Below are 15,485 nucleotides of genomic sequence, written 5' to 3' on the forward strand. Positions count from 1 at the left end.
CGCCCAATCAATCAAACAAAAAACCGACTGTTTAGACAGCCGATACATTGGACACGGGTGTAACAAAAACAGGATTAGGACAGCGCGTCAAGCCAAGTGACAAGTTGTGGCAGAAGACCTACAGATACATGAAAAAGAGCTCTCTTGATTTGAGAAACACAGCGTTTAGATAATAATAACTGTTCTCATTATTGTTCCTTATTCTGATTTTTATGTCTCTCTTGTTTCCTCTTTCTCCGGCTGCCCGTGCCGTAGCCATTCTTGCTGGCTCCATCGCCCCCTTCTCCTGTGCCTTGGCTCAACAAAGCGTCAACCAGCTCGACAATATCGTGGTTACTGCTTCCGGCTTTGAGCAAGCGGTTCAAGATGCCCCCGCCTCCATCAGCGTCGTACCACGTGCCGAACTGGAAAAGAGAGCCTACCGTGACGTCACCGACGCCTTGCGAGATGTACCTGGCGTGGTGATCACAGGTGGTGCAAGTGGTAGCGATATCAGCATTCGTGGTATGGCTTCGGCCTATACCCTGATCCTGGTTGACGGCAAGCGACAAAACTCGCGTGAGACACGTCCCAACAGCGATGGTGCCGGTATTGAGCAGGGCTGGCTGCCTCCCATGCAGGCAATCGAACGTATTGAAGTGATTCGTGGTCCCATGTCCTCCTTGTATGGCTCAGAAGCCATGGGGGGAGTGATCAACATTATTACCCGCAAAGTCCACCAGGAATGGACCGGCTCGCTGCGCACCGAAGGCACCATCCAAGAGGACTCCAAGTCCGGCAATATTTATCAAGGCAATTTCTATCTGGCAGGCCCCATCAAGAAAGACATGCTGGGGCTGCAGATTTATGGCCAGGAATCCCGTCGCAATGAAGACAAAATTCTTGACGGTTTCAACAAGCAAAATACATCCTCGGGCACCGTCAAGCTGACCTTGACACCTTCGGCCAATCACGACTTTACCGCCGAGTTCTCCCGGACTTTGCAAGAGCGAACCTCTACACCCGGCAAAAGTATGCCCGCCGAAACCTGCAGCAGAAACGGCAAATGCTCCCCCAACAGCATCTCCTCCAGCAAGTACTCTCGCAATGTGTTCTCCGTGGGCCACAACGGTCGCTGGGGACGGGCTGTTTCCAACACCTACGTACAACGTGAAGAGATTGATAACCCCGGCCGTAGCATGTTCCTGAAAAACACCGAGTTCAATACGCAATGGAGCCTGCCTTTAGGCGACCACATGCTGACCTCGGGCTTTCAGTATCTGCATGAGCAACTGCGCGACAACGGCAACCAGTACAAGCCCGATGTCAATCGCCTAAGCCGTGAACAATGGTCGGTATTCGCGGAGGACGAATGGAGCATGACCGACAACTTTGCCCTGACCGGCGGCTTGCGCATGACTCACGACGAGAACTATGGCAATCACTGGACTCCACGCCTTTATGGTGTCTGGCATGCCACCGAGCAACTGACCTTGAAGGGCGGCGTATCCTCTGGTTTCAAGGCCCCTTCCCTGCGTTCGGCCGTGGCTGACTGGGGGCAGATCACCGGTGGCGGCGGCGTTCCTGCTGTGATCGTTGGCAACCCGAATCTGAAGCCAGAAAAGAGCCTGAGCCAGGAACTGGGCATTGTGTGGGACAACCAGAACGGTATGGTCAACAGCCTGACCTTCTTCAATACCAATTTCAAAGACAAGATTACTGAAGTACGACGGGGAGACTGCCCTAATCCTGATAACCTACCTATTTGTTCATCCTATCCAGGCGGGCCTCAGATATACAAATTCGTAAGTGACCGCATCAACGTAGACAAGGCCATCATGCGTGGTGTGGAGGCCTCCACAACCTGGTCGATTACCGATGACCTGCGTCTGGCCGCCAATTACACCTACACCTACTCCAAGCAAAAGAGCGGTGAGTTCTCCGGCCAGCCTTTGAACAAGATGCCCAAGCATATGTTTAACGCCACCCTGGATTGGGATGCCAATGAACAACTGGGCTTGTGGACACGTGTCAACTACCGTGGCAAGACTTCAGACTACCTGAGCCGCACCAGCATGGCGCAAGGCACCCCATCCTTCACCTTCCTGGATGCCGGCCTGAACTACAAGGTCAACAAGACCACCACGCTTGGCTTTGGTATCTACAACATCTTTGACAAGCGCGTCACGGATGAAACCTTTGATGCTGTGTATGATGGGCGCCGTTACTGGGCTCAACTCACTGTCGGTTTCTAAAAACACCGCTTCATGCAGAATCAAAAACGGCCCTTCACGGGCCGTTTTTACAGCTCAGTTCAAACCAGCCATTCAAAACTCCAGGCAGTCAAAAAACCCTGGCAATCTTGCATAGCTGTCCATGAGCTGATCAATCAGATACGCGCTGTCTCGGGTTTCCAGAGCCAACAGATTTTCCCGGTAGTCCTCATCAGCCAAACCAACCGCACTGCGGCCCGGATCAACTCGGGCACCGGCCAGAAGCTCGGACAGCTTGGGGTCTTGTAAACCCTCCAGAGCAGCGCGCAAGGCCAACTCTTGATCAGTAAAACCGACTTGCCCGCCTTGGCCAGCGTGTAACGCCGCTTGCACTAGGGGCAACAACTTATCAATATCTTGCTTGCTAAGGTAAAACACATGCATGACACGTTCTCCACGGATTGGTGATCGGCTGGTCCAGCATACCGAAAGAAACAAGGCCAGCGCTAGTACGCCATCATTTACAGAATTAAGAAAGGGGGCCCATGACAGTAATGCGTAAATTCACTTACTCCCGCTGGCTACTGTTGGGGCTGTTGCCACTGACCACCCTGGCACAAGCCCAAACGACGGATCTCAATTCGGCAGCACTGCCCGAAACCAACACCTGGGGCTCCACACCTTACGCATTACAGATCACTCCCTACGCCTGGATTACGGGCTTGTCCGGTGAATCTTCTCCATTCAAGCGCGCACCCTCGCTGGATATCGAAAAGTCCTTTTCCGATGTACTGCACAATCTGCGTGCCGCCGCCTTTCTAAACACCTGGGCGCGGCGCGACCGCTATGTACTCAATAGCGACCTGCTCTACGTGAACACGCGTGAAAGCGAGGTAGTGGGAGGCTTGCCCTTGGTCGGCGCCGCCCAGGGAACGGTAGACACGCGCCTGTTCATGGCGACCTTGCAAGGCGGGTATCGTGTCTACGATTCCGAACAAGCCAGCCTGGATGCACTGGCCGGCTTTTCGTATTGGGATATTCGCACTCGTGCCCATCTGAGCACAGCGGGCCGGACCAAACACCACGAAGAAAGCTTTAGCTGGGTGGACCCCATGATCGGGCTGCGTGCGTTCTACCGCTTCACACCCGAGCTGTCCACTCATGCCCAGATCCATTTAGGCGGCTTTGACGTGGGCTCGCGTCTGAGCTATCAGGCCACGCTGACGCTGAACTACGACCTGTCAGAGCACTTCTCGCTTGCCGCCGGATACAAAGTGCTGGATGTGAATTACCGTCGCGCCGGTCATGTCTTTGATACTCGTATGTCCGGCCCCGTACTGGGGCTTAGCTGGCGGTACTGATTGAACGGGAAGGGGCGGCCTGGACCGCCCCTTTTCCCATCAGATCAAGCCATACCATCTACTTGATGACGACGTTCCCAGAAACGCGAAGCCACCTTGCCAAGCAGGTCGTCCCCGGTTTTGATAACAAACACCCCTTTGTCTACGGACACGCCCGCCCGATCCAATAGAGGCTGGGCCGCACCGTTGTGGCCAATGGCCTTCAAGTGCCCATAGGCGTCTGCCACAAAATCAACTGCGGCCTTGTTATTACACAGCTTTGAAGCCTGCTCCTGTGTCAACAACAAGGCGACCGCATCAAAAAGCACCGACGGAGCACCAGCGATCTTTTCATCAGCGGCCAACTGGGTGCCGTCCGACAAGGTTACGCCCCCAACTTGCGGAGCAATCAGCTTGACGGCCACACCGGCCTCTTGAGCGCCCGTCAGCAACATCTCCAGCAAGCCTTTATCCGCCCCATCCGTCACCAGTATGCCCAGCATCCGGCCTGCAACAGGTGCTTTCTGAGCCAATATGGACAAGGCTTTAGAGGGTGGCATATCTACTGGTTTGCGGGCAGGTTTGGCAGGCGGCGGCAAATCCAGGCCCAAGCCCTGGGCTGCTCGCTTGGCCAGATCCTCATCAATCACACGCAGATGAGAGAGCACCCGCACACGAACATGATTGAGTTGAACCTTGGATAGCTCAAAGACCAAACCGGCAATTAGATGCTCTTGCTCGACTTCCGTCTGCGAACGGTAAAACAAACGGGCCTGACTGTAATGGTCAGCAAAAGACTCCGCCCTTACCCGCAGTTTCGCCCCGTCGTCTACCGTGCTGGGCAAGCTGCGAAAACCATGGGCCTGGGCACGGGGGCCAGCAGACTCGCCCGCCTCATCCAGGCTGTTAGGCTCATAGGTCGCGCGGCCTTTGGGAACCTGAGTTTGCATCATGCCGTCGCGCTGCATATTGCTGAACGGACAACGTGGCGCATTAATAGGAATCTGATGAAAATTGACTGTTCCCAGACGAGACTTCTGTGTATCCAGGTAGGAGAACAAACGGCCTTGCAGCAAAGGATCGTCCGTAAAGTCGATGCCCGGAATAAGGTTGGACGGCAAGAAGGCGACTTGTTCGGTCTCTGCAAAAAAGTTGTCGGGATAACGATCCAGCACCATGCGACCTACAATTTTGACCGGCACGCTTTCTTCGGGAATGAGCTTGGTCGCATCCAGCACGTCGTAGTCCTGCTTGTCGGCCCACTCCTGGTCGAAAACCTGCACGCCAAGCTCCCACTCCGGGAAGGCTTCGCTTTGAATGGCCTCGTACAAATCGCGGCGCAGGTAATCCGAATCCGCGCCGGAAATCTTGACCGCTTCGTCCCACAAGGTAGACTGCAAACCCTGTTTGGGCTTCCAGTGAAACTTCACAAAATGCGACTTGCCCTTGGCATTAACAAAACGGAAGGTATGCACACCAAAGCCCTGCATCATGCGAAACGAGCGCGGCAAGGCTCGGTCCGACATCAACCACATGACGGTATGCAAAGACTCAGGCATCAGGGAGACAAAATCCCAGAAAGTGTCATGAGCTGACGCTGCCTGTGGAAAGCCCCGGTCTGCCTCCGGCTTAACGGCATGGATCAGGTCCGGAAACTTGATGGCGTCCTGGATAAAAAAAACGGGCATATTATTGCCCACCAGATCCCAGTTCCCCTGCTCGGTATAGAACTTGACGGCAAAGCCACGCACGTCACGCGGCGTGTCTTTGGAGCCTTTGGAACCGGCCACTGTTGAAAAACGGCAGAACACCGGCACCCGGTGTCCTTCCTTTTGAAACACACAGGCCTGAGTCAACTCCGGAATGGCCTGCGTACATTCAAAATAGCCATGTGCGCCCGTGCCGCGAGCATGAACAATCCGCTCCGGGATGCGCTCGTGGTCGAAATGGAATATTTTCTCGCGCAGGACAAAATCTTCCAACAAAGTCGGGCCGCGCGCGCCAAATCGCAAGGAGTTCTGATTGTCCGATAGGGGCACGCCATGATTGGTCGTCAAGCCAGTTTGGCCAAACTGATGCAACTCCCCGCCTTGACCCACGGCATCCTGATTGGTCCTGGTTGAGGATTTTTTCGTCACCATATGTCCTCCAGTCGAGTCACCTAACAAACCCCGCTCTGCAGGTTTGAATTCAGTAGTGATACGCAACGATGTGGTGTTCAGGCGAAAAAAACCAAACCAGGCTGCCAGGGTGTGCCGGCACTCGGCAACAGAACCTCGCAAGCAGGGTTTGTCTGAACGATGAGCGTGAGCCTGCCATCACCGCGCGCTCCCAATAAACTACACACGTCAAACCCAGACGTGTCCTGTTTCAAGCTCACCCATTCCTTCGGGATGCACCCTATTGATCCTGCAAATCGTGCAACTTGAAACAAGGGGCAGGCACCCCGCTCTGTTGGGGTGCCCTTGGAAAAAGCCTAGGAGTTTTAATGACTTGATGTGCGAACCAGTCTCTCGAAACGTAAACAAGCATGTCCACATTTTTTTCGTGACAAGCCGGTAACTGTCAGGCCCGCTCTGGCATCATGCGCATTTTCTCGCTCTATACTGAGCACGCTTTAGCGCATGCCCAAGCATGTGCTCCGTTTCTTTTTGGAATGATTTTGTGTTTCAAGCCACTGCCCTCGTCTTCGCTCTATATGTCGCTTGGCGACTAATCAAACCTTTATCGATCAAACCCTGGATCAAGTGGCTGTTAAGTGCCTTGGCCATTGCCGCCACCCTGCACCATTACACCGTCGCCCTGTTTTGGGGCACCCGCGCTTCTCCAGAAATTCCCGCCCCAGTCATCATGATCTTGGGATGGGCTTTTGGAGCTGTCTTGCTGGCCACCTGCTTGACCTTGATCACCGATCTGGCAGGTTTGCTAATGCGCGTCCTGTACAAACCTGCCGGACAAGTGCTGCTGCGCTCCCCCACCTTGCGCGGTGTGCTAGGTATCGCCGCTGTCAGTCTTTCCGCATTGGGCGTGTGGCAGGCGGTGCAAGTCCCGGAAGTAAAATTCATCGACGTAAAGGTCAATGGCTTACCCCCTAGCCTGGATGGTTTCAAGCTGATGCAACTGACCGACCTGCACGCCAGCCGTCTGCTGCAAGGGCCGTGGGTACAGGCCATCGTGGACAAAACACAGGCCTTAAAACCGGACTTGATTGCAATTACGGGCGACTTGGTCGATGGCACGGTGAAAGCTCGTCGCGAAGATGTCGCCCCCTTGCAAGCCCTGTCTGCCCCCAAAGGGGTTTGGGTCATTGCAGGCAACCACGAGTACTACACCCAGTATCAGCCCTGGATAGAACACTTCAACAGCCTGGGGCTACGTTTGCTCCTAAATGAGCACAGCATTATTGAGCAAGGCGATGCCGCTTTTGCCTTGGCCGGCATCACGGACAAGTCAGCGGCCGTGCATGGGCAGCCCACGCCCGACGTGGCTGCGGCGGTCGCCGGCATCCCGGTCGGCATGCCTATCATCATGCTGGCCCATCGCCCCGATACCGCCAAAGAAAGCGCAGCGGCCGGCGTGGCTTTGCAACTGTCCGGCCATACACACGGCGGCCATATCTTAGGCATGCACAAGATCGTGCAAATGGCCAATGACGGCTATGTAGGCGGACTGTATCAAGTCGATGATATGCAGCTCTATGTCAGCTACGGCGCCGGGCTGTGGCCAGGTTTCCCCCTGCGTCTGGGGCGCGCCTCGGAAATCACCTTGATTACCTTGCGCGCCTCCTGAACCTGAAACGCAAACCGGAGCATCAAGATACGCTGCGCAGTGCCCGTCGACACAGGCGCTGCACAGCCGCATTATCCGGTGATTGCACCTGCCATTGAGCACATAAATCGCGCACCCACTGTGGCTGATCCTTGGCTGCATCATTCAAGAAGTTGGCCACCGAGTCTTGCACATACACGCTGTCATCCCGATACAAGGTTTCCAGAATCGGCAACATGCGCTCCGGTTCCTTTTTCAGAATAGCGATATGCGCGCACCACACTCCCCGAGGGCGCAGGGCTTCACACGCAAAGCGGCGCAGATACTCCGAGTCTGAACGCGCCCACTGCTGCAAGGTCTGAATCGATACCTCCAGCTCGGCCACCAGTTGAGGCCGTACCGCCATCCAGGCCCATTCGCGCACACCAAAATGCGGATCATCCGCCAAGGGACGCAGTGCGTCCAGACGCTGGGACACACTTAGCGGCTCGCGCGCTCCCACCATAAAGCAAGCCCAGCCACGCACCACATCGGCCGGATGATTCAGACAACGCATCCAGGCCATCTCACCATAGGTTTGCAGCAAATATTCCCCTATGGCTTTCATGCGCTTGAGAATGCCCAATTCGGCCAGGGCGTCGATGTGCTGCGCGCCCTGCTCATCCAGTTCCGGAAAAACAGTGGCCACCAGCACACGCTGATCAATCGCCAGCGACTCCGTCAGGGTAGCGCCCTGGATTTCCCCCTTGGACAGGGCCAACAAAATATCAGCGGGTATGTCCGCGACCCTGGCATAACCCTTGCGGTTTTCTGTACTCATGATGCTTGTTCTCCTGCGGCCGCTTTGTTCAACAAGGTGCTTAGCTGCGCGCATTCCGCCTCGGACAAATGCCCGAACAGATTGCCTATCCACTGGGCATGGGTCCCTACCAGGGTCTTGGCCAGCTCCTCCCCCTGAGGACTGAGTTTCACCATGACGGAACGCCGATCCGCCTCGGCCGCAAAGCGTTGCACCCAACCCGCTTTAAGCAGTCCATCCACCAAGGTGGTGACCGTTGCACGCGTAACACCTGCCCGCTCAGCCAGGATATGCGAGGGCATGCCCTCGGGTGCCTCTTTGAGCAAAAACAAAAGCACAAAACGGGCTTCGCTCAAGCCATAGGGTGCCAACAAGGCGGCGCAGTCTCGATCAATACGAGCGGACAAGGACAAGAGCTGAAAACAAAGAGACATTCCCTGTACGTTAACGTCCTGGTGCTGCTGTGCATGCGAGAGCAAGGCCTGATATTTCGCTTCCAGTTTCATAGTTTGAGATCAAATTATTTGATATCAAATCTTAATAGTGGATTCCATCAAAAACAAGAAAAATAAAAGAGACGTACTCATCCGAAATGAAGGTACACGGATTTCATATCATGCCAATCCAAACCACAAAGCGAAATATGCCCAATGGTAAGGAACCTATCCATAAATACAGCCGATCTTCTGACAAAAAGAGTGTCGCCAAAACTCGACAATGCCACATTTTAAGCTTGATGCTTACCAAGCGAGCCCCTCGCATGCGGTAAGGTAGAAGGCTGGTCAGGCATCAGCCCTGCCAACTATCCTCTGCAGCACACATGGAATCCGAGTACCAGCATCATGAATAGCATCAAGAAATCGAACAAATTGGCGAATGTTTTGTACGATATTCGCGGCCCCATCATGGACCGGGCCAAGCAAATGGAAGACGAGGGTCAGCAACTGATCAAGCTGAACATCGGCAATTTGGCGGTATTCGGTTTTGATGCCCCGGAAGAGATCCAGCTTGATATGATCCGCAACCTGCCCAATTCCTCGGGCTACTCGGACAGCAAAGGTATTTTTGCCGCGCGCAAAGCCGTCATGCACTACACCCAGGAACAAGGCATCAAGGGCGTGACGCTGGAAGACATTTACCTGGGCAATGGTGCTTCTGAACTGATTGCCATGGCCACCAATGCCCTGTTGGATGACGGCGACGAGTTACTCTTGCCCATGCCCGACTACCCGCTGTGGACGGCTGTTACCAGCCTGTCCGGCGGTACGCCCGTCCATTACCTCTGTGATGAAGCCAATGGCTGGATCCCTGATCTGGACGATATCCGCTCCAAGATCACCCCACGCACCAAAGGTCTGGTGGTCATCAACCCGAACAACCCCACCGGCGTGCTCTACCCCGACTCGGTGCTGCAAGCCCTGATCGATATTGCCCGCGAATTCAATTTGGTGCTGCTGGCCGACGAGGTCTACGACAAGGTCTTGTTTGACGACATGAAGCACACCGCGATGGCCAGCTTGTCCACCGACGTGCTGACCTTAACCTTCAACTCCTTGTCCAAAAGCTACCGCGCCTGTGGTTACCGCGCAGGCTGGCTGGTGATTTCGGGCGACAAGCAGGCCGGCGCTGACTATATCGAAGGGCTGAGCATGTTGGCCAATATGAAGCTATGCGCGAACGTGCCCGGCCAATGGGCCATTCAAACGGCCTTGGGTGGTTATCAGAGCATTAACGACCTGGTTTGCGAAGGCGGACGCCTGCGTCGTCAACGCGATCTGGCATACGAACTGATCACCGCCATTCCCGGGGTCAGTTGCGTCATGCCCCACGCTGCTCTGTACATGTTCCCGCGTCTGGATCCCGAAATTTACCCCATCAAGGACGACCGTCAGTTCTTCCTGCAACTGCTGGAAGCCACCCGCGTGATGCTGGTGCAAGGTACGGGCTTTAACTGGCCTCATCCGGACCACTTCCGCATGGTGTTCCTGCCCCACGAGCCCGACCTGCGCGAGGCCATCGGCCGCATGGCCAAGTTCCTGAAAGACTACCGTATCAAGCACGGTACGGAACGGCCTGAGTTTGCGCAAGCAGCACTTCCCGCTGAGAGTAGTGTGCAAACCGCCTAAGCAGAAAACGCTGCCAAGCAGGGACTGAGAAGTCAATAGACCTTGATGTAGTGACCAACGCCCGATACAGCACATCGGGCGTTTTTTATTCTGAAAATCGACTTATTGAGAACAAGATTCCCCACCAGGCAATGCGGCCAGAACAGCCGCCTGCATACTTTGCGTCAACGCGGTATCACCCATGGCCCGGCTGATCATCCCTGTCCCCAACATGGCGGCAAACAAGAGCATGACTTGCTCTTCGGACTGCTCGGCACAGGCTTGCAAGGCAAGGCGGCGAAACTGCTCAAACAAGTGCTCTACCCCTTCACTGTAAATTGCCGTGGTCTGCGCATCAGCAGGCAGGCCGCTAGCCAGGGAAGAAAAGGCCAAAATCGGGCAGCTTTGAGTTTGAGGACGATGCTTGAAGTAACGTCGCATCAAGGCTTGAAAACCTTGTACGGCATCTTCTTCATAGCGTTGGTTGATACGCTGCCAGGATGCCGAAGACTGCGTAAAGGCAAAACGGGAAGCCTCCTCAATCAAGGCCTCTTTGGAGGCAAACTGTTTGTAGAAGGCGCCAGCCGTCAGACTCGCATCGTTCATGATGTCCCCGATCGAGACCCCTTCCACCCCATGTTTGCAAAACAGCCGGCATGCCGTTTCCAGCACCCGTTCGCGGTTGCGTTCGGCCTGCTCACGCGAGACACGCCCCATTCAAACCTCCGGACGACGAAAAGCAATCAGCTTGGCAATCAAGCGCTGACACACTTCATTATTTTGATTCATGGTGTGAGACTCCACCGTCACCATCCCCCTGTCCGCTTTAGAGCGAGAGGGCTGAATGTCGATGATTTTACTGAGCACATGCAAGACATCACCAGCACGCGTGGGCCGTGGCCAGTCTATCTGCCCGCCGGCACCAATAATTCCCTGACTGAATTCCAAGCTGTCCACCAACAGCTTCATGGTGATGGCAGCAGTGTGCCAACCGCTTGCAGCCAAACCTTGAAAGAACGTGTCCTTGGCCGCTTCTGCATCCAGATGGAAAGGCTGCGGATCAAACTGGCGGGCAAAGCTGATAATTTGCGCCTCATCCAGAGCATGCTCTGCGCTGCGAAACTCCATCCCCAGGGCCAGATCGTCAAGATAGACAACTGCGGTAAGACTCATCCGACTATTCTCCAGAAAGTGTGCGAGTGCGTATTGCTGCCTACATAAATAGATTATGAATAGCAGCTATCCTTGCACAAGCTTTTCTGAAAATCAACAATAGATTACAGACATACTCTATTTTGAAAATGGTGATTACTCTGCTTTGTTACCTGAAAGCCATTCAGTAGAGCGTTTGAGAAAATGCGCCTTGAATAGGGCACATCGCCCCACAGACCAGCAAGACATAAAAGAAAGCCGCCCTTTGCTAGCAGACTGCTCAAGGGGCTGCCTTCATCTGCTGGGCTTTAGCCTGCTAAATCCAGTACCAAGGTCTGCGACATCAAAGACGAGCCTTCACGCAAAAACTCAGGTTCACCGCTAGGCGAAAAACCATACTTCTTATACAACTGGACGGCTGCCGCATTCGTCAGAGTCACACTCAAACGTATACAAGCCGCCTGCTTACTGTTTGCCCATTTCACTGACGCATCCAGCAGGCCATAGCCTGCCTGTAAGCCACGCGCGGAGGGTGCCACCCACATCTGATAGATATCAGCCACGGCAGGTTCCGAGGCGGACAGCTTGCACCAGACCAGACCACACGCTTGCCCCTCCTTGTCAGCTAACAAGACATGGTCTGCCTCGGATGCACAAGCGGTTTGGATCCGCTCCTGCCAGAAATGCTCAGAATGTGCGGACTCCACGGCATAGGTACTCCCGAAAGCATCGGGAGAATCACGCAAGGCACTGAGGCGCAATGCTTGATACGTGCGCCATTCATGCGCCTGAACCGGACGAATAGAGATCACAACACATCCTTTATAAAGAGAGTCAGGTTCCGATCAGGGACCACAACGCTTAATGCAAGGGCCGCAACAGCAATACAGCGCACAAAGCCAGCATGAAAACAGCGATGCTGGCATCCAGCACACGCCAGGCCAAAGGCTGACGAAACACGGGTTGCAACAATCGCGCCCCATAGCCCAAGGCCAGAAACCAGCTAGCACTGGCTGCACAGGCCCCCAAGGCAAAGGCCCACTGCAAGTGGCCAGGATACGGCGTAGACAGGCTACCTAGCAGCACCATCGTATCCAGATACACGTGAGGATTCAAAAAAGTAAATGCCAGACAAGTGAGCAAGATACGACGACGGTTTCGCTCGCTACCCTGCCCAGCCATCAAGCTGCCCTTGCCCGTCCAAGCCCGTTGTGCGGCCAACAGCCCATACCAAGCAAGAAAAGCCGCGCCGCCAAAGCGCAGAACTTGCAGCAAGCCTGGCCATTCCTCTACCAAGGTACCAATGCCAGCCACGCCCCCTAGAATCAAGACGATATCGGCCAAGGCACAGATAGCGACCACCAAGCCCACATGCCTACGCTCCAGCCCTTGCCGCAAGACAAAGGCATTTTGTGTGCCTATGGCCATGATCAGGCCAGCACCCGTCAAAAAACCAGTCGCAAGCACAGAGAAGAACATGCCATCCACCCACGAAATTCAACAATTGCGATAGGATGCTGTCATTTACGATTTAAGAAAAGCTAATTATTCTTTACTTAATTAAGAATTTCTAAATATATAGGCGAATCATGGATCTGTTGCACCCGCAATTAAGAGCGTTTACGGCAGTTCTGGAGGAAGGCAGCTTTGAAGCGGCCGGACGCAAGCTATACATCACCACGTCGGCTGTCTCGCAACGTATCAAAGCGCTGGAGGACAGACTGGGACAGGTTCTGGTCCTGCGCCAACCACCTTGCCGTCCTACACCAGCAGGCGAGTTGCTGCTGCGTCGTGTACGTCCCATGCAAACCCTGGAAGCAGAGGCTGTCGCCGATTTTCTGCCAGAGCGAACTGGCCCACGTAGACCCATCGCCATTGCGGTCAACAGTGACTCGCTGGACACCTGGTTTCTGCAAGCCCTCTCCCAACTAAGCCAGGAACATGGCTACCTGTTTGATGTGCGCGTGGATGACCAGGACCACACGCTGGAACTGATACGCAATGGCTCCGTACTAGGTGCCGTCACCGCCGAACCGACACCCCTGCAAGGTTGCAAAGTTCAAGCACTGGGCATCATGCGCTACCAAGCCATTGCCTCTCCAGAATTTGTAGCCCAGTACTTCAGTTCAGAAGTAGACGCAGGCTCGTTGGCCCAAGCCCCCATGATTGTCTTTAACCGCAAGGACGAATTGCAGTGGCGTTTTATACGTCAGATCACCACTGAATCTGTCACCCCTCCCATCCACTATCTGCCCACCTCTACCGGCTTTGTGAAAGCGGCGGCTTTGGGCCTGGGATGGTGTCTGGCACCGGACTCCATGGTCAGCAATGCCTTAGCCTGCCAGGAACTGTCCTTGATCGCCCCCGGCCTTTGGCTGGATGTACCTTTGTACTGGCAACATGCCGCTATCCGCTCCGACACCTTGCACAATATGGGCAGGGCCCTTGAGCAGGCAGCCAGCACCTCATTACTGCCAGTTCCAGCGTAATGAGCTCTTTGGCGTCCTTCGCAGGAAAGCAATGGCCAGGGTTTGCCAATCGCAGTAGATGGTAAAAAAGCGGGCTCACGCCAGCTTTTGCAACAGACTTATCAAGAGAATCGAACTCAAGGCGTTCTTTTGGTCTTGGAAGGTCGAGCCTGCTCAGAAATAATGCGCGCCAGTTTCTGCGCCGCTTCCTTCATTTGCTCTGGACTGAACGCACTCAGGCCCAAAAGCAGCCCTGGGGGCCCCTCACCGGCGTGATACATGGCAGAGACAGGACGCACGGCCACGCCCTCTTTCATGGCCCGCTGCGCCACCGCCACATCGTCAATCTGTGCGGTCAACCACAAGACCGAGTGCATCCCTTGATCGCTGGGTTGCAGACGCGTCAAATCATCAGGCAAGACATCACGCACAATCTCAAAAAGATGGTTGCGACATTGAGTGTAGACCCCACGCATACGCCGAATATGCCGCTCCAGATGCCCCTCTGCAATAAAGCTGGCCAGGACATGCTGGTCTGCACTGGGCGGATGCCGATCCAGCAGGACTCGCGCTCCGCAAAAAGCCTGTACCAACGGTGGCGGCACAATCGCATAGCCCAGACGTAGCGAGGGAAACAGCACCTTGCTAAAGGTTCCAAGATAGATCACTCGCTCCGGGTCCAGGCCCTGCATGGCAGGAAAAGGATGGCCGCAGTAGCGGAACTCGCTGTCGTAATCATCCTCAACAACCCAGGCGGACTTATCGCGTGCCCACGCCAGCAAGGCATTGCGTCGTGCCATGCTCATGGGCATGCCCAAAGGGTATTGATGCGAAGGAGTCACAAAGGCGACCCGCGCATCGGCTTGCAAGCGTATGCCCGCAGCCACATCCAGCCCCTCTTCATCCACAGGCACACGAACCATACGTTCCGGCGAACCTACCGTATTCAAAATCGCGGTAATGCCAGGATAAGCCGGGTTCTCTACCCAGGCGAAATCCTGCCTGCTCATCAAGACCAGACAAGCCAGAAACAAACCTTGCTGAGTGCCCGTTGTCACAATTACCTGCTCGGCCTCACAGCGTACCGAGCGGGAACGGCGCACGTATTCCGCGATGGCTTCCCGTAAAGGCAAGGCACCCTGAGGATCACCATAGCCACCTGGCGCGCCCTGACCATGTGCCCGCAAACGATTTCCCAAGCGTCGCCAGATAGGTCCGGGTGCAGCAGCACCCAAGGGAATCGACACAGCAAACGGGGCTGACGGCAAAGGCTGGAATTGAGCCGCAACCGTATTGAATGGCTGGGCAGCGGGTGGCGCAGGCTGGGCAGGCAGCGATGCCGCCCTGCGCTTCTTGGCGGCATCCTTGGGATGGCCCAGCGACGGGGCGATATAAGTGCCTACGCCCGGCAAGGACTCCAAAAAACCTTCGGCAATCAATTGCTCGAAAGCTTCCACGACCGTGCCACGGGCCACACCCAAGGATGCCGCCAAGGCTCGCGTGGACGGTAAGGATTCACCCGGTTTGAGCGCACCGTTTTTTACTGCTTCGCGCAGCTTCTGCGCTAGCTGACGCCCCAGGGTGCCTGCGCTTCGATCCAGCTCACCAAGGGAAGGAATCTTCGGATTATGGGCGGTACGAGACATTGTTTGTGGTCCATG

The 15,485-nt window shown here is 55.1% G+C and carries 14 protein-coding genes; 5 read left to right on the plus strand and 9 right to left on the minus strand.

From position 1 onward, the window contains the following. Positions 1-212 precede the first annotated feature (212 nt). On the plus strand, positions 213-2,234 hold the full coding sequence (locus tag AC6I6N_RS05930) for a ligand-gated channel protein (RefSeq protein WP_497943306.1): 2,022 nt from the start codon (positions 213-215) through the stop codon (positions 2,232-2,234). A gap of 72 nt (positions 2,235-2,306) precedes the next feature. On the opposite strand, the gene AC6I6N_RS05935 is transcribed toward AC6I6N_RS05930, so the two are convergent. After that, positions 2,307-2,636 (minus strand): hypothetical protein, encoded by a 330-nt coding sequence (locus AC6I6N_RS05935; protein ID WP_094197136.1) that lies wholly within the window; start codon positions 2,634-2,636, stop codon positions 2,307-2,309. A gap of 101 nt (positions 2,637-2,737) precedes the next feature. Between AC6I6N_RS05935 and AC6I6N_RS05940 the strand changes: the two genes are divergently transcribed. Beyond that, on the plus strand, positions 2,738-3,553 hold the full coding sequence (locus AC6I6N_RS05940; RefSeq protein ID WP_346548234.1) for a hypothetical protein: 816 nt from the start codon (positions 2,738-2,740) through the stop codon (positions 3,551-3,553). A 44-nt stretch (positions 3,554-3,597) separates the two neighbouring features. Here the strand turns inward: AC6I6N_RS05940 and AC6I6N_RS05945 are convergent, their stop codons facing one another. Continuing rightward, entirely contained in the window at positions 3,598-5,673 is a 2,076-nt protein-coding gene (locus AC6I6N_RS05945; RefSeq protein ID WP_230018769.1) for a catalase, read from the minus strand. A gap of 523 nt (positions 5,674-6,196) precedes the next feature. Between AC6I6N_RS05945 and AC6I6N_RS05950 the strand changes: the two genes are divergently transcribed. Beyond that, positions 6,197-7,321, plus strand: coding sequence for a metallophosphoesterase (locus AC6I6N_RS05950; protein ID WP_497943307.1), 1,125 nt, complete (start codon positions 6,197-6,199; stop codon positions 7,319-7,321). A gap of 22 nt (positions 7,322-7,343) precedes the next feature. Here AC6I6N_RS05950 and AC6I6N_RS05955 read toward each other — a convergent pair whose 3' ends face one another. Together AC6I6N_RS05955 and AC6I6N_RS05960 are read right to left on the minus strand one after the other, a co-directional pair. Continuing rightward, positions 7,344-8,120: a HEAT repeat domain-containing protein gene (locus AC6I6N_RS05955; protein WP_094197140.1), complete on the minus strand. Its 777-nt coding sequence runs from the start codon at positions 8,118-8,120 to the stop codon at positions 7,344-7,346. Continuing rightward, a complete protein-coding gene (locus AC6I6N_RS05960) occupies positions 8,117-8,605 on the minus strand; it encodes a MarR family winged helix-turn-helix transcriptional regulator (protein WP_123049737.1) in 489 nt (162 codons plus the stop codon). Before AC6I6N_RS05960 ends, AC6I6N_RS05955 begins: the two co-directional genes overlap by 4 nt. Positions 8,606-8,941: 336 nt before the next feature. Between AC6I6N_RS05960 and AC6I6N_RS05965 the strand changes: the two genes are divergently transcribed. Then, positions 8,942-10,225, plus strand: coding sequence for a pyridoxal phosphate-dependent aminotransferase (locus AC6I6N_RS05965; RefSeq protein WP_230017791.1), 1,284 nt, complete (start codon positions 8,942-8,944; stop codon positions 10,223-10,225). 102 nt (positions 10,226-10,327) lie between these two features. Here the strand turns inward: AC6I6N_RS05965 and AC6I6N_RS05970 are convergent, their stop codons facing one another. The 4 genes from AC6I6N_RS05970 to AC6I6N_RS05985 all read right to left on the minus strand — a co-directional run bounded on the left by AC6I6N_RS05970 (position 10,328) and on the right by AC6I6N_RS05985 (position 12,835). Next, positions 10,328-10,921: a TetR/AcrR family transcriptional regulator gene (locus AC6I6N_RS05970; RefSeq protein ID WP_497943308.1), complete on the minus strand. Its 594-nt coding sequence runs from the start codon at positions 10,919-10,921 to the stop codon at positions 10,328-10,330. Next, positions 10,922-11,377 carry a MaoC family dehydratase gene (locus AC6I6N_RS05975; protein ID WP_108727686.1) on the minus strand — a complete coding sequence of 152 codons (456 nt, stop codon included), beginning with the start codon at positions 11,375-11,377 and terminating at the stop codon, positions 10,922-10,924. 287 nt (positions 11,378-11,664) lie between these two features. Next, positions 11,665-12,168, minus strand: coding sequence for a GNAT family N-acetyltransferase (locus tag AC6I6N_RS05980; RefSeq protein ID WP_094197145.1), 504 nt, complete (start codon positions 12,166-12,168; stop codon positions 11,665-11,667). A gap of 49 nt (positions 12,169-12,217) precedes the next feature. Beyond that, a complete protein-coding gene (locus AC6I6N_RS05985; RefSeq protein WP_094197146.1) occupies positions 12,218-12,835 on the minus strand; it encodes a LysE/ArgO family amino acid transporter in 618 nt (205 codons plus the stop codon). A gap of 110 nt (positions 12,836-12,945) precedes the next feature. Between AC6I6N_RS05985 and AC6I6N_RS05990 the strand changes: the two genes are divergently transcribed. Next, entirely contained in the window at positions 12,946-13,845 is a 900-nt protein-coding gene (locus tag AC6I6N_RS05990) for a LysR family transcriptional regulator ArgP (RefSeq protein WP_094197147.1), read from the plus strand. 116 nt (positions 13,846-13,961) lie between these two features. Here the strand turns inward: AC6I6N_RS05990 and pdxR are convergent, their stop codons facing one another. Next, complete coding sequence (pdxR, locus tag AC6I6N_RS05995; RefSeq protein ID WP_094197148.1) at positions 13,962-15,470, minus strand: MocR-like pyridoxine biosynthesis transcription factor PdxR; 1,509 nt, start codon at positions 15,468-15,470, stop codon at positions 13,962-13,964. Between the last annotated feature and the right edge of the window lie 15 nt (positions 15,471-15,485).

This window comes from Alcaligenes sp. LTN-3 (genome assembly GCF_059735605.1).

What these genes read in the sequence shown, in the direction of transcription:
- AC6I6N_RS05930 (WP_497943306.1), top strand. Translation starts at nt 213, where the DNA reads ATGTCTCTCTTGTTTCCTCTTTCTCCGGCTGCCCGTGCCGTAGCCATT.
- AC6I6N_RS05935 (WP_094197136.1), bottom strand. Translation starts at nt 2,636, where the DNA reads ATGCATGTGTTTTACCTTAGCAAGCAAGATATTGATAAGTTGTTGCCC.
- AC6I6N_RS05940 (WP_346548234.1), top strand. Translation starts at nt 2,738, where the DNA reads ATGACAGTAATGCGTAAATTCACTTACTCCCGCTGGCTACTGTTGGGG.
- AC6I6N_RS05945 (WP_230018769.1), bottom strand. Translation starts at nt 5,673, where the DNA reads ATGGTGACGAAAAAATCCTCAACCAGGACCAATCAGGATGCCGTGGGT.
- AC6I6N_RS05955 (WP_094197140.1), bottom strand. Translation starts at nt 8,120, where the DNA reads ATGAGTACAGAAAACCGCAAGGGTTATGCCAGGGTCGCGGACATACCC.
- AC6I6N_RS05960 (WP_123049737.1), bottom strand. Translation starts at nt 8,605, where the DNA reads ATGAAACTGGAAGCGAAATATCAGGCCTTGCTCTCGCATGCACAGCAG.
- AC6I6N_RS05965 (WP_230017791.1), top strand. Translation starts at nt 8,942, where the DNA reads ATGAATAGCATCAAGAAATCGAACAAATTGGCGAATGTTTTGTACGAT.
- AC6I6N_RS05970 (WP_497943308.1), bottom strand. Translation starts at nt 10,921, where the DNA reads ATGGGGCGTGTCTCGCGTGAGCAGGCCGAACGCAACCGCGAACGGGTG.
- AC6I6N_RS05975 (WP_108727686.1), bottom strand. Translation starts at nt 11,377, where the DNA reads ATGAGTCTTACCGCAGTTGTCTATCTTGACGATCTGGCCCTGGGGATG.
- AC6I6N_RS05985 (WP_094197146.1), bottom strand. Translation starts at nt 12,835, where the DNA reads ATGTTCTTCTCTGTGCTTGCGACTGGTTTTTTGACGGGTGCTGGCCTG.
- AC6I6N_RS05990 (WP_094197147.1), top strand. Translation starts at nt 12,946, where the DNA reads ATGGATCTGTTGCACCCGCAATTAAGAGCGTTTACGGCAGTTCTGGAG.
- pdxR (WP_094197148.1), bottom strand. Translation starts at nt 15,470, where the DNA reads ATGTCTCGTACCGCCCATAATCCGAAGATTCCTTCCCTTGGTGAGCTG.